Here is a 23,514-nt window from a genome sequence, read left to right on the forward strand (position 1 = left end):
GCTCTTGATAAAGTCCATTTCAATCCCGCAAAGGGAGTGTTTTTCATTAATCACTCAAGGACTAAATTTTTAAATCAACGACCTTGATATAGCTGATTTTCTAACAAAAAGCATATCGCATGTCAGCGATATGCCCTTGATTTTTATTTTAGGTGTGTAAAAGCCCATTGCTAATTTTTGCACCCCGTTGATAGGAACGGCAGGCACGAAATCCTGGAAAAATGCTACCACATTTCCTTGCTGGCCTGCGGGAGGTGCGTGTCAAAGGAATCTCACAGGTACTCGCGCCGAGGGGCGTCGGTCCGCCCGCGCTTCACTGACAGCCGTGAAGTGATATCAATCGGCAAATATAACAGAGCAATGTTTTTTTTAAGGATAATACATAACAGCTTGATACCGGATCAATTCCTTGCCGATATTTTTATAAGTGTGGGCTTTGTTTGCAAGAAACTTTATGGAGTTGCCGGCGCTGACTGTAATTCGCTGGTCGCCAATCTCCATTTCCAAAGTACCAGACATGACAGTGATATATTCTTCAACACCTTCATTATGTTTATCGGATGTATGCTGGCAGCCTGGTTCAATTTCGACAGTGAAAATTTCAAATTTCTTGCGAGGGTCAAACGGGAACACAGGATAAACCCTGTAATTGCCCTTGATTTCCATTATTGGGGCTATAGTTTTTAATTCAATAAAATGGACATCAGAGGACTCCTCATTTATAAGTGAGGAAAAAGAGACCTGAAGACCGCTTGCGATTTTCCAAAGGGTAGTGACAGTGGGATTTGATTCTCCCCGTTCAATCTGCCCGAGCATGGCTTTGCTGACGCCAGTAATTTCTGCTGTAGCATCCAGGCTGTATCCTCTTGTTTTCCGAATATTCCTCAGGTTTTCCCCAATGCTTTTTTGAATATTCTCCATTATATCCTCCAAAATTATTGTGTAATATAACGCACATATGTATAATATGATATATTAAAACATCGATAACTTATATTATGTCTATTATAGTATATTTTTCAAAACCTATTATTATATTTTTTTAGGCGGTGAACGAAATGGCAGAAATTGCAGTCAACAAGCCTGCTGCAGAGTACAGGAAAGGATTTCAGTCCGGAATCAGCATTGCGATTGGCTATGCGCCGATTGCTTTAACCTTCGGGCTGCTGGCCAAAACAACCGGACTATCAATCGGTGAAACAGCCTTAATGAGTTTGCTTGTATTTGCTGGTGCGGCACAATATATATCATTAAGCCTTCTTTCATTAGGAACGGGGATTTTTGAAATTATCCTGACAACCTTTATCGTGAATATTAGGCATTTTTTGATGTCCACTTCACTCAATGAAAAATGGGAAGACAGCCAGACAGCCAATAAAGCCATCCTTTCTTTTGGAATTACGGATGAAACCTTTTCGGTTGCAGCTGTCCGTGATGAGAAGGTAACAAGCGGCTATATGCTTGGTCTTATCTCTATTTCCTATTCCAGCTGGGTGGTTTGCTCAGGCCTTGGCCATCTGATTGGTGCAAGCCTGCCGCAAACCCTGCAGGAAAGTATGTCTGTAGCTCTTTATGCAATGTTTGTGGGCTTGCTCGTTCCATCCATGAAAAAAAGTGCGAAAGTGGTTTTTCTGGCTGTTCTCGCTGCTTGTTTTAATACGATCTTTACTTTGACAAATGCCTTATCGACAGGCTGGGCAATCGTACTGGCAACTTTTTTATCTGCTGTCATCGTTGAATTGATTGAAAATGCAAAAAACAGGAAAAGGAGGAGTGGACATGAGTAGCCAAATTGTGTGGATGATTGCAGGCATGGCTTTGGTTACTTATATTCCCAGGCTGCTGCCTTTCGTGCTTTTTAAAGGGAAGGAACTCCCCGAATTTGTTCAGGGCATATTAAAAAATGTCCCATATGCGACTTTGGGAGCACTAATCTTTCCGGGAATCCTGTTTATTAATGAGGATATATGGTTTGGTTTGCTTGGTGCAGCTGCCGCTTTTATTGCCGCCTTTTTAGGAGCTAATGTCATTGTTGTCGTTTTAGGCTCAATCGCCGTTTTATCAGTATATTCGTTCCTGTTTTAGAAATGCTAATGATAGATTGTGTTTTAACCGGTTCAGGCTAGAGCCGGTTTTTTCAATAGAAAATTGCGAGTTGTTTTTGGCAGCCTGCGAAATAAGTTAGGCCGGTAAATGATTTTATTGCACGTTGATCTGGAATCGGAAGCCGCAGAATAAACATTTGGCCGATAAACTTGGCTGTTTGGCCGATAAAACGTTGAAATTGGCCGATAAACCAGCAGATAGGCGATGGAATCGTTGAATTCGTCCGAAACCCCAGCTGACTGGCGATTCAATCGTTGAATTCAGTCAATAAATCCAGCCTTTTGCTGTTAACTATTTATGTAAGCCCGATATCACAGCTGGTGCTTGCTGAAATGTCTGTAACAGTGGCGGAGAACCTTCCGAAGCATCGAATGAATGTCCAGCTAAAATAGTTCTAATTACAGATTTTTATACTAAACTTAATATAGAAAGGTTGTACCAAAAGGGGGGAATCGGATGGCAAGAAAATTAGGATTTTATGGGGCGTTAGCCTTTTGTTTATATGGATTGTTTTTTTATTGGTATTTATTTTATTTTGCGGATAGCAGCCTGCCATTTGAATATGAAGGTTCACGGGCTGATCCTGCTACATTCCTGAATGGCAGGGAATTGATGCTGAGCGAGGAGTACTCCAAAATAAGAAACCTGCTGTTTTTCATTTCTACACCCTTTGAATGGATTTTCTATTTATTCATACTTTTATTTGGCTTGTCAAAAGCTTTTAAAAAATGGGCGGAGCAATCAACTCCATATAAGTTTCTGCAAACAGCAATCTATCTGATCTGGCTTTCGCTGTTTGCGTTTCTGGCCACAATGCCGTTAAGCTACATCAGCTATTCTTTATCGAAAAGCTATAACATCTCGACACAAAGCTTCAGCGGGTGGATGAAGGATGAGCTCATTGATTTTTGGGTTAATTATGGAACCATGCTGCTTATTGTGACTGTATTATACTGGCTGATTAATAAGAGCAGGAAGAGATGGTGGCTTTACGCATGGCTCTTATCCATCCCTTTTACTTTATTTATGATGTTCTTGCAGCCTGTTGTCATTGACCCGCTTTATAATGAATTTTATCCTTTGAAAAATAAAGAGCTGGAAACTAAGATCCTTGAATTGGCTAACCAGGCCAATATCCCTGCTGAACATGTCTTTGAAGTCGATATGGCGGAAAAAACGAATGCATTGAACGCCTATGTAACTGGAATTGGCTCTAATTCAAGGATTGTGCTTTGGGATACAACCCTGAACAAATTAAGTGAAGACCAAATTCTGTTTATTATGGCACACGAGATGGCCCATTACGTAGAAAAGCATATCTACATCGGCATTGCGGGCTATTTGCTGCTTTCTTTGCTTGGATTATATTTAACCGCCAAGCTAATGGAAAAAGCAATTGATAAATGGGGAAGGGCTCTTAAAATTCCAGCCATAAATGACATTAGGTCACTGCCGTTATTCTTAATGATCCTCTCGATGCTTTTATTCATTTCAAACCCGCTGTCCAATTTGGTTTCGCGCTACCAGGAAACAAGGGCTGATCGGTATGCAATTGAAATGACTGAGGATTCGGACGCAGCAATTGAAACATTTCAGGAGCTGACGCGTGCTGGCTTAAGCCAGGTGAACCCTCCGCTGCTGGTAAAAATATTCCGGTACGGCCATCCAACTATGCTTGAGCGGATTACCATGCTTGAGGAATTTGAAATTGAACAGAGAAAGAAGGATAGGGAACAGTCCCGATAGGGGTTCCCGATCTACATTTAAAAGCAGGCCCATCGGGTCTGCTTTTATGCATTTTTATATGTATGTATGCTTCCTTCCGTAATAGCCGGTATCTCATTAATAAAATAAATGCCAGCAGCATCATCGATCCCATAACCAATTGAAGCATTAATTTTCTTTATTCCGGATTTTAGATTTTCTTCTTCATTCCACTGTGTAAAATGGACACTGATGGCACAATCCCTTATTAAGGCGATTCCTTTAAGGAAAAGATGCTGTTTTTTAGGAGTATCAATTGGAGGAATTATGCAATGCTCTGGAGAAATCAAAGCACCTGCCGAAAAGCCGGCTACCGGAATGCCGTCCTCATACATTTTCCGTATGCTGCTGCCAGCTGCAGTGTCCGCTATATAACTCCTGTACTTTTCTGTTTCTCCGCCTCCAATAATGATTCCTGAGCATGATTCCAACTCCTTAAGAAGGCTGATGGATGGCGACTGGGAGAGTGGAAGATAGCAGAAATTCTCAGCACCGTATTGCCTTAAAGGTCCCGTATATTTGTCCATATAGCTTAACCAGCCTTCTCTCTCTAAAAAAAGCACTGCTATTTTGTTTCCTGCTTTATGAGAGGAAAGGGCTGCAAATTTTTTTCCTAGAGTTTCTCCAAAGGGCGGGCTGCCGCCCATTAAAAATAAATGCCTGTCAATCAAAGGTGTTTCCCCTCACTTTAAAATAAAATCCCCCGCTTTGTTGGCGGGGGTCAACATCACTTTCTATGTGCCGAAACGTTTGGAAAGTTCTTTATACTGGTTCGATAAATGGATAAAGGCCGGTTTGTTTCCTTCGGCTAAGGCAGCGTCCACTTTTTTCATTAGTTTTTCCTTTTCTTTGTTCAGCAGGATCTCGGTAATCAGCATGTCAATGTAAAGGTCAAGAATATAGGATTCTTTCTGCTGCTTGCGCTTCATAGCGCTCGTTTTCATTAATTCGGTGTATGATTTTTCCTTCATGGAAATCACCCCTGATGCTTTTTAATATTATATGGAATTCGACTTAAATATTCAACCGAATTTTTTAAATTTTTAGAAAATATTTTTATGGGGGTCGAAATTGTGAACAATTTAGCAACTATTATCGAAAATTAGTAATTTTTAGATTAATTGGTGCTATGATGGAAAAGCGGCAGTATTTAAGATAAGGAGATGAAAAAATGAGAAGCCCAAATACTCAGCTAATCGAAGAATATGAAATCAATCCAAATACGATGATTATCAAGCCTCTCCCATATGGACTTAAAGTTTATTCGCAAATTTGGGAGCTTAATGAAGAATTGACTTCCCCTTTCAAACCCATCGACATTATAAAAAAAAGCTGCAGGTTTTTCGGTTCCAGCTATGAAGGCAGAAAAGAGGGTACCCGCCAATTGACCGGAATTACCCACAAGGCTCCGATTACAATTGACCCCACAAACTTCATATACTTTTTCCCGACAACGTCTCCAAGCAATTCTGAATGCATATGGATTGCACAGGACCATATTCTCTATTACAAGCGGACAGATGACGGCAGCACACATGTCGTTTTCAAAAATAAGCAAAGTTTCACAATTCCAGTTTCTTATAATACGTTCAATAATCAGCTGCTAAGGACAGCATTGCTGAAAACAACTTTAATTAGCAGGATAGAAGAGTCTGAGAGAAAAGCACTATACTTTTTAAATGCTTCGGAGAGAGCCGGGGCTTATAGTTCAAGAAGAGATTAGAAGGGATAGGCGAGAAGCATGCTGTGTTTTCATGCTTCTAATCTTTCCATGTATTTTTACAATATTAAAAGCAGGCTCTTCCCATTACAAATTTAGTGATTAATTTGCCTTTAAGTTTTTGCCTGTTCCGGACACATGCCTTTTAAACAGATAATGGGCCATTAGCTCCTGTACTCTGTTGCGGATGCGGGGGTTGAAATAGTTATGGTGCTCCTCATAGCCTTTATAGAGAAACATAAACATGGTGAATGCCTCATCCCGTTTTATTTCCTGGACTTTAAGCTGGTTTTTCTTCATATAGCGCTTTACTTCTGCAAGTTCGCTCTGTATGACCTTCATTGTTTCCTCAATTAAATCCAGATAAGGCTGTTTTAGTTTGAATGGGCTTTTATCAATAACAATCAAATCACGGTTCAGAATGGTTAATACCATCGGCAAATAGATCGCCTGTTCCATTACATTTCGGTCTTCCTCAGGAATTCTTGTCATATTCTTTCTACTCCCTTAATCAAATGTTGCAATGCGCGGCTGAGCAGGTTTAATATATTTTTATAGAACAAATGTTCTTATTTGATTTTACAAAGGAAAAGTTCTTCTTGCAAGAGCCTTTAATTGTCGAATATTTACCATTATTTATCCCCATCCTTTCCATTTTGCCAAAAAAAGTTTCAGTTTTATCCAGATTGAGAAGGGATTTTATTTCTGATGTCGAAATAAGTAGAACAGCCTAGGTAGGAAGGATGAAAGCAATGACCCAAAAGAGAACAGTAATGCCAGAAGATCTTTATATATTAAAATCTGTAGCTGATCCGCAGCTATCCTCAAATGGCACCGATTTGGCATATGTGGAAACAAGAATGCTTGAAGAAAAGAACACATACAGCTCGAATTTGTTTTATATAAATACCAGTGAAGAAAATAACGCTGTACAGTGGACCTATGGCGAACATCGCAATCATTCCCCGCGGTGGTCTCCGGATGGGGAGGCCCTTGCTTTTGTTTCTGACAGAGGAGGCAAGCCGCAAATTTACATTATAAGAAAAACAGGCGGTGAAGCACGGCAGCTCACACATTGTGCAAATGGGGCTTCGAATCCGGTTTGGGCACCGGACGGAAAGAAAATTGCCTTCAATAGTTCTTTGAAGCCTGAAGAAGGAGCAGGAACGACGGAAATTAAGGAAAAGAAAGATGAAAAACCTGTTCCGCTTGAGATTGATAAAATGAAACATAAGTCAGATGCCCAGGGATTCTGGAGCGGCAGATACAGCCAGGTGGCAGCAGTGGATGTTGATACCGGCGAGATTGAGCAGCTTACTTCAGGTGAGCATGACTATGAACTGCAAAGCTGGTCCCCGGATGGAAAATGGATCGCAGTTACAGCTGATTTAAGCGAAGATAGAGATTTCTCTTTCCTTAGCGATGTTTATCTCATTAATCCGGAAACAAGAGAAATGAAGAAGGTGACTAACGGCAATGGCTATTTTGGCAGTGTAACATGGTCACCAGATGGAAAGCACTTAGGAATGTTTGGACATGAAAGAGAATACGAAAATGCCACGCTTACAAAAGTTTGGGTCTATAGCTTTGAAGCTGAAAACATGCAGTGCCTGACTGCGGAATCCGATATCTTAGCTGGCGATTATGCCATCGGAGATTTCCAGCAGGGTGTAGTAACACCCGGAATCCTTTGGGCTCGGGACAGCAAAAGTTTTTATTTCCTTGCAACAGATCATGGCAATACAGTTGTTTATTATGGGTCTTTGGATGGCGAGCTGTACCCTGCATTGCTGGATCAGCAGCATGTATATGGGCTGACTACAGGCGGAAACATAAATAAAGCAGTTGTAGCCATCAGCAAGACGTCATACCCTGGAGATTTATTTTTGCTGGACGTTCCAGCAGGGGAACTAAAGCAGCTGACGAATGTAAATGAAGAGTTTTTGAGCAAAGTAGCCCTTGCAGATGCTGAGCCAATCCAGTTCAAATCCGCAGATGATTGGGACCTGCATGGCTGGATTATAAAACCAGCAGGTCTGCAGGAGGGAGATAAAGTTCCGCTTGTTGTGGAAATTCACGGTGGGCCTCATGCGATGTATGCCAATTCTTATTTTCATGAATTCCAATGTCTTGCAGCTAAAGGCTATGCCGTTTTATTTATCAATCCGAGAGGAAGCCATGGATACGGCCAGCATTTTGTTGATGCTGTCAGAGGAGATTACGGCGGCAAGGATTATGAAGATATAATGGATGCAGTCGATTATGCGCTGGCAAGCTTTGACTTTATCGACAAGGACAGGCTTGGTGTGACAGGCGGAAGCTATGGCGGCTTCATGACAAACTGGATTATCGGACATACAAACCGTTTCAAGGCTGCAGTTACACAGCGCTCCATCTCCAATTGGATCAGTTTCTATGGTGTAAGTGATATCGGCTATTACTTTACTGACTGGCAAATACAAGCTGATTTGAATGAGATAGAAAAGCTGTGGAAGCATTCTCCGCTTGCTTACGTGAATGAAATAAATACTCCATTGCTTATTCTTCATAGCGAAAAGGATTACCGCTGTCCAATTGAACAGGCTGAGCAGTTGTTTATTGCTTTAAAACATTGCAAGAAAACAGCCAAATTTGTCCGTTTCCCTGAATCAAATCATGAACTTTCAAGGAGCGGAAAGCCGAATTTAAGAATCAGCCGCCTGAATTATATTGAAGGCTGGTTCGGCCAATATCTATAAAAATTGCCGCAGGCCTTTGGGTTTGCGGTTTTTTTTAGACTTTTTCCGGAAATGATTTGAACCGGTTAAACGGAATTCAAATTTGTCAATCAACACTTGATATTGCAACAAAAATACCGATATATTAATGGAAATCAAACTTTATCAGTTACCCTGTACAGGTGCAAAAAATTCAACCCAAAAGCTTCCGATAGCAAAATAAATTGCAAAGAAACTAATTCACCTGCAAAATATAAAGGTATACAGGATATACCAGCATCGATATCGAAACTTTTTTATAGAAACATCAGTCAAATATATCTGAAGGTCCGTTAAGTATCTTCAAATCACACCCTGCCTAAACAGCAGGAAAATTATTTTGCTGCAAAGAAAGGACTTATGATTATGAGATCAGATAGGCATGAATATAAAAAGCAAAAAAAGAAAAGAGGATGGAAATCAGTTTTATTTATTCTGTTTCTATTGTTTGCTGGTACGCTTGGTTATTCTTATTACCAATTTAAGCAAGGGGTGTCCCAAACAAAAGGTGAAGCAAATATAGAAACAGAAGAATTTGAATTTAACGGTGAGAAAGACAAGTATGGCGGTACGAATATCCTGATTCTTGGAAGTGACTCAAGGGGAGAAGAGCAATCAAGGGCAGATACAATTATGGTTGCCCAGTACCATCCTGATAAGGGTACTTATAAACTTATTTCTTTTATGAGAGATATGTATGTAGACATTCCTGGACACGGACAAAATAGAATAAATGCAGCGCTTGCTTATGGGGGGCCTGAGCTATTAAGACAGACAATCAAGGAAAACTTTGATATCGATATAAAATATTATTCAATTGTTGACTTTGAGGGATTTGTCCATTTGATCGATGAAGCTTTCCCAAGAGGGGTAGAAATTGATGTAGAAAAAAGAATGTCGGCCAATATTGGTGTTACTCTAGAGCCGGGACTGCAGCGTCTCGATGGAGAGCATCTCCTTGGGTATGTTCGATTTAGGCAAGATGCAGTCGGCGATTTTGGAAGGGTAGAGCGCCAGCAAAAGGTAATGAAAGAAGTGGCAAGCCAGTTGACAAGCTTTCAGACCATTACAAAGCTCCCAAAATTAATTGGAGTGGTTACACCTTTTGTTAATACAAATATGGATACGGGAGATATCTTGTATATTGGGAAAGACTTTATAAGTGAAGATAGCAGGAATGTTGAGACTCTCCGTGTACCTGTTGATGGAACATTTGAAAATCAGAGAATTAATGGGGCAGCTGTTTTGGGAATTAATAAAGAGGCAAATAAAGAAGCAATACATGAGTTTCTATCAAAATAATTTTAATAAGAAGGTTTGAAGCACTCATTTTTACTGATTAGGTGTACAATAAAAGGGGAAGTGGTAAAACTGGGAGAGTTGCCCTTTTATGAAAAGTTAATGGAGCTCTAAACGATAAAGAAATGTTTGCTGCATATGAACAAGGAGATACTAAATGGATTTTGAACTGTTCAAAGATTGGTTTACATTGGAAAATATAATGGATTTGATTCAGGAATATCGTTCTTTTGGACCGCTGCCTGGTATCCTGCTTCCCTTGCTAGAAGCATTCCTACCTTTTCTGCCCTTGTTTTTATTTGTTATGGCAAATGCTAGTGCATTTGGACTCTGGCTTGGATTTTTATATTCCTGGCTGGGTGCGGTCGCGGGGGCATTAATTGTGTTCTTGCTGGTAAGGAGATACGGACAGAAAAGAATACTGAGGTTTTTGAAAAAGCATAAGCAGGTTCAGAAGCTAATGAAATGGGTGGAGAAGCATGGATTTGGCCCCTTGTTCATTCTGCTGTGTTTTCCTTTTACTCCATCGGCTGTTGTCAACATTGTGGCGGGGCTTTCAAACATCAGCATAGCTCAATATATGCTGGCTGTCCTGACAGGCAAAATAGTGATGATTTTCACTATTAGTTTTGTTGGCTATGACATAAGATCATTAATTACGCAGCCTATACGGACAGCGATTGTCGCACTGGTGATTTTCATTCTATGGTATGTCGGCAAAATCATTGAAATAAAGATGAATATGAGCGTAGAAAAAGATCGCACAAAAAAACAATAACAATTGCATAAAGCGCTGGGGGAGATGAAGTGTGAAGGAAGAATTGAAAAAAGAAGGAGCAGAATGGCTAAAGGCCTTTGCTATTGGCATTATAATCTTTGCTTTTATAAGGACTTTTTTCTTCTCCAATTATGTCGTTGAAGGTGAATCCATGATGCCAACCCTTCAGGATGGCAATAAATTGATTGTTAATAAAATTGGCTATCAGGTCAGCGATTTGGAGCGTTTTGACGTAATTGTTTTCCACCATAATGATAAAGAAGACTTTGTAAAAAGAATTATTGGGCTTCCAGGAGATAAAATTGAATACCGCAATGACGAATTGTATATAAACGGCAAAAAAGTGGATGAGCCATACTTGGAAAAATATCGTAAAGATACACCTGCAGGAAGACTTACGGGGGATTTTACGCTGCAGGAAATGACAGGTGTGGATAAAGTACCGGAGGGAAAGCTGTTTGTGATGGGAGATAACCGCCTGGGAAGCTGGGACAGCCGCCACTTTGGGTTTATTTCGGCAGATCAGGTTGTCGGAAAAGTAAACTTGCGCTATTGGCCGCTGGATGAAATGGATGCTTCTTTTTAATTGAAAATAAACATTCTTGGGGAAAGGTATGAGTTAAGATACTTGTAATATATCCGAGGCCATGTCAATTGGAAAAGAGTTACTTTTTTCTGCGGTGAAAGAACATAGACCCCTGACGGAAAATAACTATGAAATGACAAAGGGAGCAGCTCATTTAAGCTGCTCCCTTTTAATATGCAAATAGATTTAAATTACATGTACATTAGGATTCTCCTTGTATTCAGGCTCACAATTCACACATACATTTTCTTCATAATCTGTAGTATTAACATCTTCCCGATTGTATTCGATTCCGCAAAGGGAGCAGACGGCCATTTCATCTTCTTCCATTTCTTCCGGTGTGACAGATATAGGATCATTTATTTTAATCGGTTCTACTGAAATCCCGCGCGTGTTAGCCATCTCTGTATTTAAATAGTCCCGCGCTGATTCTTCACTTTCCCAAAATCCCAGGTCCCATAACAGCTCCTTTGCATCCCCATTCTGAGCCATTAAGCCATAAACAATTTTCATCATGATTACTCCTTTCAAATTGCCGTCATTTGTTTTATATTTCATAGCCTTTTTTAGCGGATATTAAACCGTTTCAAAAAATTGTTAGTCTTCTAGTTTTTTCTCCTTTTATGATTCAATCCTAAAATATCAAGATAAGAAAAAAATTGTTTATGATCTTAGCCGCTTGCAGCGAGGTAATCAGCGAAAATGGTGATGCCAAAGCTTAATAGCAGGGACCTGTTAAGGAGTCGGATGTCCCTAAGCAAATAGCAGAAGAAATTGTCAGGGACATAGGAGAAAATGCAAGCATTGTCGAATTAAAGGATTGTGGACATTAACCGCCAATTGATTTGGATTTAGCTGCTTCATGTGATGTCAGAATGTTTAAATTAATGTAATGGGGGTGCAACAGATGAGGCTTAAAGATAAAGTCGCAATTATTACCGGTGCTGCCAACGGAATTGGCCTTGCAGCCGCAGAAAAGTTTGCCAGTGAAGGAGCTTTAGTGGCAATGGGTGATTACGATGCCGACCTTGGAGTAACAAGGGCAAAAGAGCTTAAAGAAAAAGGACTTAATGTGGAGTTTCTCCAAGTAAATGTAGCAGACCGGAATAGCATTGACAAAATGGCTGGCGCTGTAAAAGCGGTTTTTGGAAAAATTGATATTTTAGTAAATAACGCGGGAATTACAAGAGATGGGATGCTTTCAAAACTTTCCGCAGTAGATTTTCAGTCAGTTTTGGATGTGAATCTATCCGGAGTATTTCACTGCACACAAGCAGTTCTGCCAGCTATGCTTGAACAGGGAAGCGGAAAAATTATCAATACATCCTCCGTTTCTGGCGTCTATGGGAATATTGGCCAAACCAACTATGCTGCTGCAAAAGCCGGGGTAGTAGGGATGACCAAAACATGGGCTAAGGAATTGGGCAGGAAGGGAATCAACGTGAATGCGGTTGCTCCTGGTTTTATTGCAACTGGGATGACAGCGAAGGTTCCTGAAAAGGTCATCGGACAAATGAAAGGGATGGTCCCGCTTGGCAGGCTTGGAAATCCTGAGGATATAGCCAACGCATATTTATTCCTCGCTTCCAAAGAATCTGATTATGTGAACGGAACCGTTCTCCATGTAGATGGAGGAATCATGATGTAGTGTCTATGTTTTGAGCGTTTGCTCGGAATATGGATAAGGCAATTGAATGAGGATGAGAAAACAATGAGAAATGTGGATGAGGTAAAGAAAAGAAGAAGAGATGAAGGTTCAAAAGTAGGAGTGGACACATGCAAAACCCAGTAAAAAATAAGGTGGGCGCTATTTTTATCCATGTAAAAGATATGAACAGAGCGATTGATTTCTATTCGAAGTTGTTGGGACTTCCGAGGAAGGAGACAGCCCATGAAGGGACTATATATGATTTAACTGTATCAGGAGGTTCAGGCATAATTCTGGATGCGAATAAGGGGGGAGTATCCAAGCAGGATGCAAAGCCTCTATTCTTTTTTGATACAAATGATATCTATAAGTCCTATGAACATGTCAAGTCAATAAAAGCAGAAATTTTCAGCAAGATAGAGGAGCACGGAGACATTTCCTTTTTTAACTTCCGTGACAGTGAAGGCAATCTGTTAATGGTTTGCGAGGATAAGAGAAAAATATAATGCCAAATAAGCTTCAAATCCTGCCAATTCCATTATTGGCGGGACTTTCCGCCTATTTATAGGCGGGCATAGTTTAAAAAAGGGAACAGAAGCAATGAATACGCGAAAGCAGGATTCCACCCTCTGATGAAGAATTTATTGTTTCGGAGGGGGGATGAACATGCTCAGCGGAAGCTTGCTATCCGGTAAAAAAAAATTGCATTGGGTGCTTTTAGAGAAGAAGATATAAAAACGATCATCCAGTGGCATACAGATGAGATAGTCATGCGCAATCTGGATGCGTTGCCCGTAAAACCGAAGCAGGAAAAGGAAATTAAAAAGTGGCTTGAAGAATCTTCACAAGACACTTTCAGGTTCGCGGTCCGGCTCAATGATACAAAAGAACTCATAGGGTATGCCGAGTTAAACGGGATTCTCTGGCCTCACCGAACCAGCTGGATTACCATTGCCATTGCAGAGGAGTCGAAATGGGGAAGGGGATATGGAAAAGAAGCCATCCAGTGTCTTATTTGCTATGCTTTTATGGAGCTGAATCTGCATAAGCTGCAGCTTACCGTTTTTTCGTATAATACCAGAGCAGTGTCCATTTATGAAAGTCTTGGATTTAAAAGGGAAGGCAGCTTTAGAGAGTTTCTTGAACGTGATGGAAGACGGCATGACATGTATTTATACGGGCTGCTAAAAAGGGAATGGAAGATGTAAAAAGCGCGGCTAAGAACCGCGCTTTTATTATTCTGACTGTATGGAAAGAGAAATCCCTTTTGTTAAAAAATGCCCCAGAACCATATTCATCAGGAAAAAGGCGAGCAGCAACTGCAATATATAATCATATTGGAGAACAATCACAACAGGCGGGGCAAGACTTGCACCGGATAAGAGAATAAATGAATAGAGGGAAAGTGCTTTGGCACGATCTGCCCCGGCAATCATGCCAATAAGTGTAATGACAGTAGGAACAAGAAGCGAGATGGAGGCTACAAATAAGATGGAAAATACCATCAAAGCAGACGTGCTGCTGAAAACTGCCATATTAATAATGCTGATTATTCCTAATATCAAACCGATTTTCATAGTTGCATAAATGCCGATTCTCTCAATTAACCTTCCCGTAAATAGTGACAGAACCGCCCCAACTAATCCAACCGCTCTTAAAATAAATAATTCTTCTCTGCTTCCCTGAAAAACCCTTCCTATCGCATCATACAACGCAACAAAAGAAAACAGTAATGTAAATGTAATAGCGTAGCATCTAAGGAGGCTGCTGTTTTTTAATAATTTTTTCATAACGAAAATAACGGAGTCCTTTGATTTAGATGGAAGAGTAGTGCCGGGCAAAATTTTGTAAGATAAAAGGGAGAGTACAAAGTAACAAAATGCAAAGAAATAAAATGCATAGCTCCACTGAAAGTAAAAGGAGATGGTTGAGCTGATCAGCTGTCCGAGAATACCTGCCACAAGAAATCCTGTATTGATAAAAACGAGGATCAGTGTGCGGCTCTTCGGAGAAAACAGATCAAAGGTATAAGCAAAAGCAACCGGTGCGAAGCTTCCCAGTGTAAGCCCCTGAATAGACCTTGTAAGGTAAAGAGCCTCAATACTTGCAGAAAACCCGACCGCAAGTGTAGACAATGCCGATGCAAACAGTCCTATTATGATAATTTTCCTTCTGCCGAATATATCAGATGCAGGGCCAAAAAACAGAAGGCCAGCCGCATAAAAAAACGCAAATAGGCTGCCGCCCCCGGCAATATAATTTTCATTCACGTTAAAGGAGTCTGCAATGTCCCCATAAATGGGAATGAGTGTATAAATATTGCTGGCAACAAAAATGCCTATTACAGTCAAAATGACAGATGTTGCCAGCAGAACTGGTTTTGAAACCATCTATATCACCTGCCACCATAATCTATGCATGAAAGACAGAGTATGAAAGTTGTTTATTTCCACAATTTCGAAAGACCCCATACGAAAAATTGAACTGCTTATATGATAAAATAATTATAGAGAATATAGATACAAACTTATTTACTGCTAGTCATCAAGTTTGCCGGCAGGCGGGTTTCAATAAGCATCTGCGCTTTTCTATTAATTTGAAAAAATATAAATTCTTAATTTAGATAACCGTCTAGCTCCCTTCGAGGTCATAAGCCAGTCCTCTCAGAAAGGTAAAACACTTTTCGTGAGGCTCGTCTTATGCTCTCAAGTCCTGCAGGACAAGAATGCCTTTTTCCAGCATAGTCACCGCACAATCAAAAGTGATAACTTTTGGGGGAAGCGGGTCATGCAGCGTCTGCCACAGCGTCTGCATTTTGAATGACCAAGGCGCTTCCGCTTTTCTTTTAAGGAGGAAAAACATGACCGTACGTTTATTGATAGGCCGTTCCGGAAGCGGCAAAACGGAATATTGCCTAAATGAAATCCGCGATGAACTGCGGTTCAGTCCGGATGGCGATCCGATTATCTACTTAGTTCCGGAACAGATGACGTTTCTATCAGAATATAAATTAATAACAACACCAGGATTGGGCGGAATGGTCCGCAGCCAGGTGTATTCTTTTACGCGCCTTGCCTGGAGAATTCTTCAGGAAACCGGGGGCATGAGCAGATACCATCTTAATAGTGTAGGCATCAGCATGCTTATCCGCAAAATTATTGAAGATAAAAAGGATGAGCTAAAGCTTTTCCAGCGTGCTGCTGATAAAAATGGTTTTATTCAGCAAATTGAACAAATGATGACAGAATTCAAACGTTATTGTGTCAACCCCAACGAACTGGCAGAAAGGCAAAATCAGCTTGCAGCGGGCGGAAAATCCAGCAAAGCATTGCAGGACAAGCTTCATGACCTTGAATTAATCTTTAAAAACTTTGAAGAATCCCTTTTCGGAAAATATACAGATTCTGAGGATTATTTCCGTTTGCTTACGGAAAAAGCTTCTCAATCACAGTATTTAAAAAATGCAGAGGTGTATATAGACGGCTTTTACAGTTTTACACCCCAGGAGTATATGATTGTTGAGCAGCTGTTGAAGCTGTGCAAAAAGGTAACGGTTACTCTAACACTCGATCAGCCATTTAAGCAAAGTGCTCCAGATGATCTCCATTTATTCAGAATGTCGGGAGAGAATTATCAGACAATCTATGAATTGGCTTCCCGCAACGGGGTGGATGTTAAAGAGATTATGCTTGCCGATCAAAAAAGATGGGCTGCTCCTTCCTTAAGGCATCTTGAAGCCCATTTTGACAGCAGGCCAGCTTTAGCTTTTTCAGGAGAAGCAGATATTCATATTGGACAGGCTGTCAATAGGAGAGCTGAGATAGAAGGGATCGCCCGAAAGATAAACCAGCTTATCCGAAATGAGGGCTATCGCTATAGAGATATTGCTGTCCTTGCAAGAAACGGACAGGATTATCATGACTTGATCGAAACAGTGTTCCGTGATTATGATATTCCTTATTTTATTGACCAAAAAAGGACCATGCTCAATCACCCTCTTGTGGAGTTAATACGCTCGACATTGGAAATCATCAATGGGAATTGGCGGTATGAACCGATCTTTAGAGCGATTAAGACTGAGCTGATTTTTCCGTCCAAGTTAAATCCCCAAAGGCTGCGCGAGCAGATGGACAGACTTGAAAACTATTGTTTAGCGTATGGGCTCCAAGGGGATAAGTGGACGAATAAGAAAAGATGGGTTTATAGAAGGATCAGAGGGCTTGAGTTTGAAGCTGTAGCCCAGACAGATGCAGAGAGGAAAATGGAAGATGAATTAAACGATCTTCGTGAAATGATTACAGGCCCTATTTTAAGGCTGACCCGCCGCCTTAAAAAGGCAGATAGCGGCCGGAAATTTTGTGAAGCGCTATTTTTATATCTGGAAGAACTTGATGTTCCTTTAAAGCTTGAGCAGTGGAAAACGGCTGAGGAGGAAAAAGGGAATCTCGTTAAGTCAAGGGAACACAGCCAAGCCTGGAACGCCATTATGGAGCTTCTCGATCAATACGTAGAAATGCTGGGTGAGGAAGAAGTTACACTCAAGCGTTTTGCTTCGATCCTTGAGGCCGGCATGGAATCACTGCGGTTTACACTTGTTCCTCCTGCCATTGATCAGGTAATGGCAGCGGATTTAGAGAGATCCCGATTAACTGACATTAAAGCTGCTTTTGTCATTGGACTTAATGAAGGAGTGCTTCCTGCCAAATTTACAGAAGATGGGGTGCTGGCAGATGAAGACAGGGAAATCCTCCAGGCTAATGGGATGAAGCTAGCCCCTGGAAGCCGCACTCGGCTTCTAGATGAGGAATTTTTAGCCTATAAAGCTTTTGTGACTCCGTCTCATAAGCTTTTTATCAGCTATCCGCTCGCAAATGAAGAAGGCAAAGCGCTAATGCCATCACCTTTTATTAAAAGAATGGGAGATTTATTCCCGGCGTGCAGGCATCATGCCTTTATGGCGGATCCGGCCGAATTGCCTGAAGCTGAACAGCTAGAATATGCGGATAATCTGAATACAGCACTCTCTTATCTGACTTCCCAGCTGCAGCTAAAAAAGCGAAACTATCCAATCTATGACTTGTGGTGGGATGTTTATAATTTTTATTTAAAAAATGATAAATGGAGAAGGCCTGCATTAAGGGTTCTTTCCAGCTTGAATTATGAAAATCGCACACAGAAGCTTGGAGAAGATATCAGTAAAGAGCTATATGGCGACCATATCCAGGCAAGTGTTTCCAGAATGGAATTATTCCACAGCTGTCCATTTTCCCATTTCGCACAGCACGGACTGAAGCTGCGGGAAAGACAGGTATACCGGCTGGAGGCGCCGGATATCGGCGACCTGTTCCATGCAGCATTGAAATATATCGCTGAAACTGTTATGACCCAAAGGCTTTCATGGACGGATATGACGAGGGAGCAGTGTGAAATACTTGCGAAAGAAGCCGTTGAAATGCTTGCTCCTAAGCTGCAAAATGAAATTCTCTTAAGTTCAAATAGGCATCACTATATTAAGAGAAAGCTAGAACAAATAATCAGCCGTGCATCTTTTGTCATTAGTGAGCATGCCAAATCCAGCGGATTCTCGCCAGTTGGGCTTGAACTTGGTTTTGGCCCGAAAGGAGAATTGCCTTCACTCATATTCCCGCTTAAAAATGGGACAAAAATGGAACTTGTGGGCAGAATCGACAGGGTGGATAAAGCACAGGATACCAGCGGAACATTTTTGCGCGTCATTGATTATAAATCCAGCTCCAAAGACTTAAACGTTAGTGAAGTATATTATGGCATAGCTCTGCAAATGCTTACTTATCTTGATATTATCATTGCCCATTCCAATGCATTAATTGGAACGGAAGCAGATCCAGCAGGAGTCTTGTATTTCCATGTCCATAACCCGATTGTAAGTACATCAAAAATGCTGACACTTGAGGATATTGAACAGGAGCTCTATAAGAAATTCAAAATGAATGGTCTTATGCTAGGGGATGAAAATGTTATCAAGTTAATGGATCAGACTCTTGAATCGGGGGATTCATCCATCATTTCCGCTGGCTTCAAAAAAGACGGCACCCTTTCAAAACGTTCCAAAGTGGCCAGCAAGCAAGAGTTTGACTATCTTCGGCGCTATGTCAGGAAAATGTATAGGAATACCGGCAACAGCATAACAGAGGGGAATGTCGATATTGCCCCATATAAAATGAAAGAAAAAACACCATGCACTTTTTGTGCGTATAAATCTGTCTGCCAATTCGACGAATCGCTTGAAACAAATGATTACAGGCTTTTTATTCCTAAGACTAAGGACGATGTTATGGAAAACATCAAGAAGGAGGTGGAGGAAGATGAAAATGACCATACCGCCTAAGCCGGCAGATGCAACTTGGACAGATGATCAATGGAAGGCGATTATGTCCAAAGGCCAGGATATTCTGGTTGCTGCAGCAGCAGGATCCGGAAAAACGGCTGTTCTTGTTGAAAGAATCATTAATAAAATTATCGCGGAAGAAGATCCTATCAGTGTCGATGAACTCCTTGTGGTAACCTTTACAAATGCCTCAGCGGCTGAAATGAGGCACAGGATTGGAGAGGCACTTGAAAAAGCGATAAATGCCAATCCAAAGTCTGCCCACCTCAGAAAGCAGATAAGCCTGCTAAATAAGGCATCCATCTCTACCTTGCACTCATTTTGTTTGGAGATGATCCGGAAATATTACTATATGACCGATATTGATCCAGGCTTTCGGATTGCTGATGAAACGGAAGCACAGCTGTTAAGGGATGAAGTATTAGAGGAGCTTTTTGAAGAAGAATACGGAAAAGAAGGCAATGGTGCATTTTTTGCACTAGTGGATACTTTTACAAATGACAGAAGCGATACAGCCCTTCAGGATATAATCAGGGACTTATACGATTTTGCCCGTTCTAATCCATTTCCAGATCAATATCTTGACTCGATTGTTGAGATGTATAATGTGGACGGCAATACAAGGCTTGAACAGCTGCCATTTGTCCGATCCCTTTTGAATGACGTTGACCTTCAATTGAAAGGAGCTCAGCAGCTGCTGGAGTATGGCCTCGAATTGACTAAGCTGCCAGGAGGACCTGCCCCGAGGGCTGAAAACTTTATTGCAGATTTACATGTAGTTCATACACTTATTGAAGCCAAAGACGATTCATGGTCAACACTTTATGAAGCTATGCAATCCTGGTCATTCGGAAGAGCAAAGACGTGCAAAGGCGATGATTATGATCCGGTTTTAATAGAAAAAGCTAAAAAGCTGAGGGATCAGGCAAAGAAGATTATTTCAGATCTGCAGGAGGAACTGTTCGGACGCAGGCCTGAAAGCTTCATTCGGGACATGGCGGAAATAAAGCCGCATATTGAAACTTTGGTTTTGTTAGTGAAGGATTTTTCCGTTCGTTACGGAAAGGTGAAGACGGAAAGGGGCCTTGTTGATTTCGCTGATCTTGAGCATTATTGTCTGGAGATTCTTTCCTCTGCAGATGCTGCCGGAAAGCTTCTGCCATCAGAGGCCGCTCTTGCCTGCCGGAACCAGTTTAAAGAGGTTCTGGTGGATGAGTATCAGGATACCAACATGGTGCAGGAAGCCATTTTACAATTAGTAACAGCAGATTCCGAAGAAAGCGGAAATCTTTTTATGGTTGGAGATGTCAAGCAGTCTATTTACCGTTTCCGTCTGGCAGAACCTAATCTGTTTTTGGGAAAATACACACGATTTGACCAGAACGGCGAAGGAACAGGTCTTAGGATTGATCTTGCACGCAATTTCAGAAGCCGGAAAGAAGTGCTGCATGGCACCAACTATATTTTTAAGCAAATCATGGGTGTATCCGTTGGAGAAATTGAATATGATGAAGCGGCCGAGCTGGTAAAAGGCGCTCCCTATTCAGAGGACCAAGAACATCCAGTAGAATTGGCTATTATTGATCTAGAGGGAAATGAAAAGAACGAACCGCAGCCTGAAGCAATGGAAGATGCTTTCGACAGTGAAGATCTGGCGCAATCACAGCTTGAAGCGAGGTATATGGCGGCAAAAATAAAAGAAATGATCCGGGATCGCAAAGAAGTGTTCAATCCGAAAACCCAGTCCGGCCGTCCTGCTATGTACAGGGATATGGTGATTCTGCTTCGCTCCATGACATGGGCTCCGCAGATTATGGAAGAATTCAAGCAGCAGGGAATTCCTGTCTATGCCAATCTTTCAAGCGGGTATTTTGAGGCAACGGAAGTGGCCATTATGATGTCCCTATTAAAAGTGATTGATAATCCCTATCAGGATATTCCGCTTGCCTCAGTATTAAGGTCGCCTATATTAGGTTTATCAGAAGAGGAGCTTGCCCAAATCAGGATTCAAAATAAAAGAGGTTCCTTTTACGAAGCTCTTAGTTCCTTCTGCCGCAATGAGCCTGCTCTTGAAACAGGTGAATTACATGAAAAGGTCCGCCCATTTTTTGACCAGCTAAAAGAATGGCGTGTAATGGCGCGGCAGGGTTCGCTTTCCGAACTTATCTGGCATTTGTATAGAGAGACTCGCTTCTATGATTTCGTGGGGGGCATGCCAGGCGGAAAACAGCGGCAAGCGAACCTTCGTGCTTTATACGACAGAGCCAGGCAATATGAAGCAACTTCATTCAGAGGATTATTCCGTTTCTTGCGATTTATTGAGCGAATGCGTGATAGAGGCGATGATCTTGGCGCAGCCCGTGCATTGGGTGAGCAGGAAGACGTTGTACGCCTTATGACCATTCACAGCAGCAAAGGGCTGGAATTTCCATTTGTATTCATAGCTGGACTCGCCCGCAATTTTAATACGATGGATTTGAAAAAGCCTTACATGCTTGATAAGGAGTTTGGATTTGCTGCAAAGTATGTGAATGCTGAGAAAAGGATTTCGTACCCGTCTCTTCCGCAGATTGCTTTTAAACGGAAAAAGAAGATGGAAATGCTGGCAGAGGAAATGCGAGTTCTTTATGTAGCCTTAACTAGAGCAAAGGAGAAGCTTTTCCTTGTTTCTTCGGTGAAGAGTGCAGACAAGAAATTAACTCAATGGCTGCAGACAGCTGAGCATAAAGATTGGCTGCTGAATGAGTTTGACCGGGCATCAGCAGCCAGTTACCTGGACTGGATTGGCCCGGCCCTGGTCAGACATAAGGATTGTGAAACATTGAGAGGGGAAGGCCTTGCAGTGAATCCTCTGGTTCCATCAGACATACTGGAGCATCCGTCATGCTGGGACATTACCATATTGAAAAGCGAAGAAGCTGCCAAGCTATCGTCAGAAACAGATGAAAGTGAAGAAGACATGCTGCGATTGGTTTATGAGGGCAAGCTGGTTCCTGCAGAATCAGCCTATAAAGAGAAAATTGAGGAACAGCTCTCATGGCAATATTCTTATAGGCAGGCTGCACAGCACTGTTCCAAACAGTCTGTATCTGAAGTAAAGCGGCAGCGGGAAATTTTTTCTGATGAAGACAGCGGAACAGAATTAATGAAAAAGATTAACAAGCCGCTGCTTAGCCGTCCTCGTTTTATGCAGGAAAAATCACTATCGCCGGCTGAACGGGGAACGGCCATGCATGCAGTAATGCAGCATATTGATTTCAGCAGACCGGCAACAGTGGAGTCTGTATGTGCCAAATTAGATGAAATGGTTCTTAATGAACTGCTGACTGCAGAACAGCGTGAAAGCATTGATCCGCTGCTGGTTGTACAGTTTTTTGAAACGGAGCTGGGACAAAGAATCGTTCAATCTTCGGCAGTACGAAGAGAACTCCCATTCAGCTTATCTTTCCCAGCCCGAGAAATTTATCCTGACTGGCAAGGCGAAGAAGAGCCTGTGCTAATTCAGGGTATCGTGGACTGTTTGTTTGAGGATGAAAAAGGATTGGTGCTTCTGGACTATAAAACAGACGGAATTACAGGCCGATTCAAAGGCGGCTTTGCTGAAGCAAAACCATTCCTTGAAAACAGATACAAAGTGCAAATTAATATGTATACAAGAGCACTTGAGCAAATTTTGAAAAGAGAAGTCAATGAAAGATACCTATTTTTCTTTGATGGAGCACACACCATTAAGGTAGAGAAATAGGAATAGCCGGCAAGGGGACTTGCCGGCTTTTTCTAATTTTGCTGCTCTCCGGTTAAAAAGGACCTTAATGAAGTTATTCAAGAGGACACAGGCAGGAAGGAAAAAACGCAAAAAGAAAGGAAAAGACGCACAATTATGCTTTAAGAAGGAGCAAAAAGGAATATCAAAGCAAAAGTAACTGGTTTGGACGCAATCTTGGAAGAGTAGGACGCAAAAAAAGAGGGAGGATCCGGTGCGTACTGCAGGAGATTCCTTGTTTCTCTGCAGGAAGTAAGAAAAATCCCGCGCAAAAGAGGGAACTCCGCGCAAAAAGGCCATTCTCCGCGCGTAAAAGGAAAAATGCCCCGCAAAGGAGAGACTCTGGGCTTAATGAAAGAAAATAAAAAGGACGATAACAGTTTTGTTATCGCCCTCAGCTTGTTGAGAAAGGGGTATTTTTTCTCAACAAAGTTTTTCTTAAAAAGAAATATACCAAAGGAAGATTAGCTTTTCTGGTTTAAAAAAAGATCGCCATGCACCTATCCTAGCTTTGCCAGGTGCATGGCGATCTTTTTCATATTCTGGCAAGCTGCGGTGAGAAGCACCTGCTCGCTTGCATTGTGTAGTCCCCGTAACCGGCAATAGCGAAGCCCATGCAGCTCTTTTGAGTCTGCGAAGCTTCGCTCCACTTTTTCTTTTCTGAATTTATATAGTATCTTTCCAGATTTGGAAAGCCGGTTTTGTCTGACCTTTTCCTTATCATCCT

General features: G+C 41.5%; 21 protein-coding genes. 14 read left to right on the forward strand and 7 right to left on the reverse strand.

Going from position 1 to position 23,514, the window contains the following annotated elements; translation table 11 throughout:
- Nucleotides 1–369: 369 nt before the first annotated feature.
- The gene (locus L634_RS0110465; RefSeq protein WP_026582410.1) at nucleotides 370–921 is read right to left on the reverse strand and encodes a helix-turn-helix domain-containing protein; all 552 of its coding nucleotides are present in this window, start codon (nucleotides 919–921) and stop codon (nucleotides 370–372) included.
- 137 nt (nucleotides 922–1,058) lie between these two features.
- On the opposite strand from L634_RS0110465, the gene L634_RS0110470 reads away from it, so the two are divergent.
- The 4 genes from L634_RS0110470 to L634_RS0110485 all read left to right on the forward strand — a co-directional run bounded on the left by L634_RS0110470 (nucleotide 1,059) and on the right by L634_RS0110485 (nucleotide 3,852).
- The gene (locus L634_RS0110470; RefSeq protein ID WP_026582411.1) at nucleotides 1,059–1,787 is read left to right on the forward strand and encodes an AzlC family ABC transporter permease; all 729 of its coding nucleotides are present in this window, start codon (nucleotides 1,059–1,061) and stop codon (nucleotides 1,785–1,787) included.
- Complete coding sequence (locus tag L634_RS0110475; RefSeq protein WP_026582412.1) at nucleotides 1,780–2,085, forward strand: AzlD domain-containing protein; 306 nt, start codon at nucleotides 1,780–1,782, stop codon at nucleotides 2,083–2,085. Before L634_RS0110470 ends, L634_RS0110475 begins: the two co-directional genes overlap by 8 nt.
- A 275-nt stretch (nucleotides 2,086–2,360) precedes the next feature.
- Nucleotides 2,361–2,498 carry a hypothetical protein gene (locus L634_RS33365; RefSeq protein WP_157452387.1) on the forward strand — a complete coding sequence of 46 codons (138 nt, stop codon included), beginning with the start codon at nucleotides 2,361–2,363 and terminating at the stop codon, nucleotides 2,496–2,498.
- A gap of 64 nt (nucleotides 2,499–2,562) precedes the next feature.
- The gene (locus L634_RS0110485) at nucleotides 2,563–3,852 is read left to right on the forward strand and encodes a M48 family metallopeptidase (protein ID WP_026582413.1); all 1,290 of its coding nucleotides are present in this window, start codon (nucleotides 2,563–2,565) and stop codon (nucleotides 3,850–3,852) included.
- 44 nt (nucleotides 3,853–3,896) lie between these two features.
- Here the strand turns inward: L634_RS0110485 and L634_RS0110490 are convergent, their stop codons facing one another.
- Together L634_RS0110490 and L634_RS0110495 are read right to left on the reverse strand one after the other, a co-directional pair.
- Nucleotides 3,897–4,541, reverse strand: coding sequence for a Type 1 glutamine amidotransferase-like domain-containing protein (locus L634_RS0110490; protein ID WP_026582414.1), 645 nt, complete (start codon nucleotides 4,539–4,541; stop codon nucleotides 3,897–3,899).
- A 63-nt stretch (nucleotides 4,542–4,604) separates the two neighbouring features.
- Complete coding sequence (locus tag L634_RS0110495) at nucleotides 4,605–4,841, reverse strand: IDEAL domain-containing protein (protein ID WP_026582415.1); 237 nt, start codon at nucleotides 4,839–4,841, stop codon at nucleotides 4,605–4,607.
- A 200-nt stretch (nucleotides 4,842–5,041) separates the two neighbouring features.
- On the opposite strand from L634_RS0110495, the gene L634_RS0110500 reads away from it, so the two are divergent.
- Nucleotides 5,042–5,593, forward strand: coding sequence for a competence protein ComK (locus L634_RS0110500; RefSeq protein ID WP_026582416.1), 552 nt, complete (start codon nucleotides 5,042–5,044; stop codon nucleotides 5,591–5,593).
- A 99-nt stretch (nucleotides 5,594–5,692) separates the two neighbouring features.
- On the opposite strand, the gene L634_RS0110505 is transcribed toward L634_RS0110500, so the two are convergent.
- Nucleotides 5,693–6,082, reverse strand: coding sequence for a hypothetical protein (locus L634_RS0110505; protein WP_026582417.1), 390 nt, complete (start codon nucleotides 6,080–6,082; stop codon nucleotides 5,693–5,695).
- 260 nt (nucleotides 6,083–6,342) lie between these two features.
- On the opposite strand from L634_RS0110505, the gene L634_RS0110515 reads away from it, so the two are divergent.
- From L634_RS0110515 to lepB, 4 genes are all read left to right on the forward strand, one after another.
- Complete coding sequence (locus L634_RS0110515; RefSeq protein ID WP_026582418.1) at nucleotides 6,343–8,328, forward strand: S9 family peptidase; 1,986 nt, start codon at nucleotides 6,343–6,345, stop codon at nucleotides 8,326–8,328.
- A gap of 384 nt (nucleotides 8,329–8,712) precedes the next feature.
- Nucleotides 8,713–9,648, forward strand: coding sequence for an LCP family protein (locus L634_RS0110520; protein ID WP_026582419.1), 936 nt, complete (start codon nucleotides 8,713–8,715; stop codon nucleotides 9,646–9,648).
- A gap of 154 nt (nucleotides 9,649–9,802) precedes the next feature.
- Nucleotides 9,803–10,423: a TVP38/TMEM64 family protein gene (locus L634_RS0110525; RefSeq protein ID WP_026582420.1), complete on the forward strand. Its 621-nt coding sequence runs from the start codon at nucleotides 9,803–9,805 to the stop codon at nucleotides 10,421–10,423.
- A gap of 31 nt (nucleotides 10,424–10,454) precedes the next feature.
- Complete coding sequence (lepB, locus tag L634_RS0110530) at nucleotides 10,455–11,009, forward strand: signal peptidase I (protein WP_026582421.1); 555 nt, start codon at nucleotides 10,455–10,457, stop codon at nucleotides 11,007–11,009.
- Nucleotides 11,010–11,195: 186 nt separating this feature from the next.
- On the opposite strand, the gene L634_RS0110535 is transcribed toward lepB, so the two are convergent.
- Nucleotides 11,196–11,525: a hypothetical protein gene (locus tag L634_RS0110535; RefSeq protein WP_232233746.1), complete on the reverse strand. Its 330-nt coding sequence runs from the start codon at nucleotides 11,523–11,525 to the stop codon at nucleotides 11,196–11,198.
- 391 nt (nucleotides 11,526–11,916) lie between these two features.
- Here L634_RS0110535 and fabG point away from each other — a divergent pair, with 391 nt between their 5' ends.
- The 3 genes from fabG (at nucleotide 11,917) to L634_RS0110555 (ending at nucleotide 13,865) form a co-directional block, all read left to right on the forward strand.
- Complete coding sequence (gene fabG / locus L634_RS0110540; RefSeq protein ID WP_026582423.1) at nucleotides 11,917–12,657, forward strand: 3-oxoacyl-ACP reductase FabG; 741 nt, start codon at nucleotides 11,917–11,919, stop codon at nucleotides 12,655–12,657.
- A 128-nt stretch (nucleotides 12,658–12,785) separates the two neighbouring features.
- Nucleotides 12,786–13,163 carry a VOC family protein gene (locus L634_RS0110550; protein ID WP_026582424.1) on the forward strand — a complete coding sequence of 126 codons (378 nt, stop codon included), beginning with the start codon at nucleotides 12,786–12,788 and terminating at the stop codon, nucleotides 13,161–13,163.
- Nucleotides 13,164–13,364: 201 nt separating this feature from the next.
- Entirely contained in the window at nucleotides 13,365–13,865 is a 501-nt protein-coding gene (locus L634_RS0110555) for a GNAT family N-acetyltransferase (protein WP_232233747.1), read from the forward strand.
- A 27-nt stretch (nucleotides 13,866–13,892) separates the two neighbouring features.
- Here L634_RS0110555 and L634_RS0110560 read toward each other — a convergent pair whose 3' ends face one another.
- Nucleotides 13,893–15,047 carry an MFS transporter gene (locus tag L634_RS0110560; RefSeq protein ID WP_026582426.1) on the reverse strand — a complete coding sequence of 385 codons (1,155 nt, stop codon included), beginning with the start codon at nucleotides 15,045–15,047 and terminating at the stop codon, nucleotides 13,893–13,895.
- 470 nt (nucleotides 15,048–15,517) lie between these two features.
- Here L634_RS0110560 and addB point away from each other — a divergent pair, with 470 nt between their 5' ends.
- Nucleotides 15,518–19,024 (forward strand): helicase-exonuclease AddAB subunit AddB, encoded by a 3,507-nt coding sequence (gene addB / locus L634_RS0110570; RefSeq protein ID WP_026582427.1) that lies wholly within the window; start codon nucleotides 15,518–15,520, stop codon nucleotides 19,022–19,024.
- On the forward strand, nucleotides 19,008–22,769 hold the full coding sequence (gene addA / locus L634_RS0110575) for a helicase-exonuclease AddAB subunit AddA (protein ID WP_084028881.1): 3,762 nt from the start codon (nucleotides 19,008–19,010) through the stop codon (nucleotides 22,767–22,769). Before addB ends, addA begins: the two co-directional genes overlap by 17 nt.
- A 518-nt stretch (nucleotides 22,770–23,287) precedes the next feature.
- On the opposite strand, the gene L634_RS0110590 is transcribed toward addA, so the two are convergent.
- Nucleotides 23,288–23,514 (reverse strand): transposase (locus L634_RS0110590; RefSeq protein ID WP_026582429.1); only part of this gene is annotated, 227 nt, incomplete at its 5' end.

This window comes from Bacillus sp. J33 (assembly GCF_000518885.1).
Lineage (GTDB): Bacteria > Bacillota > Bacilli > Bacillales > Cytobacillaceae > Cytobacillus.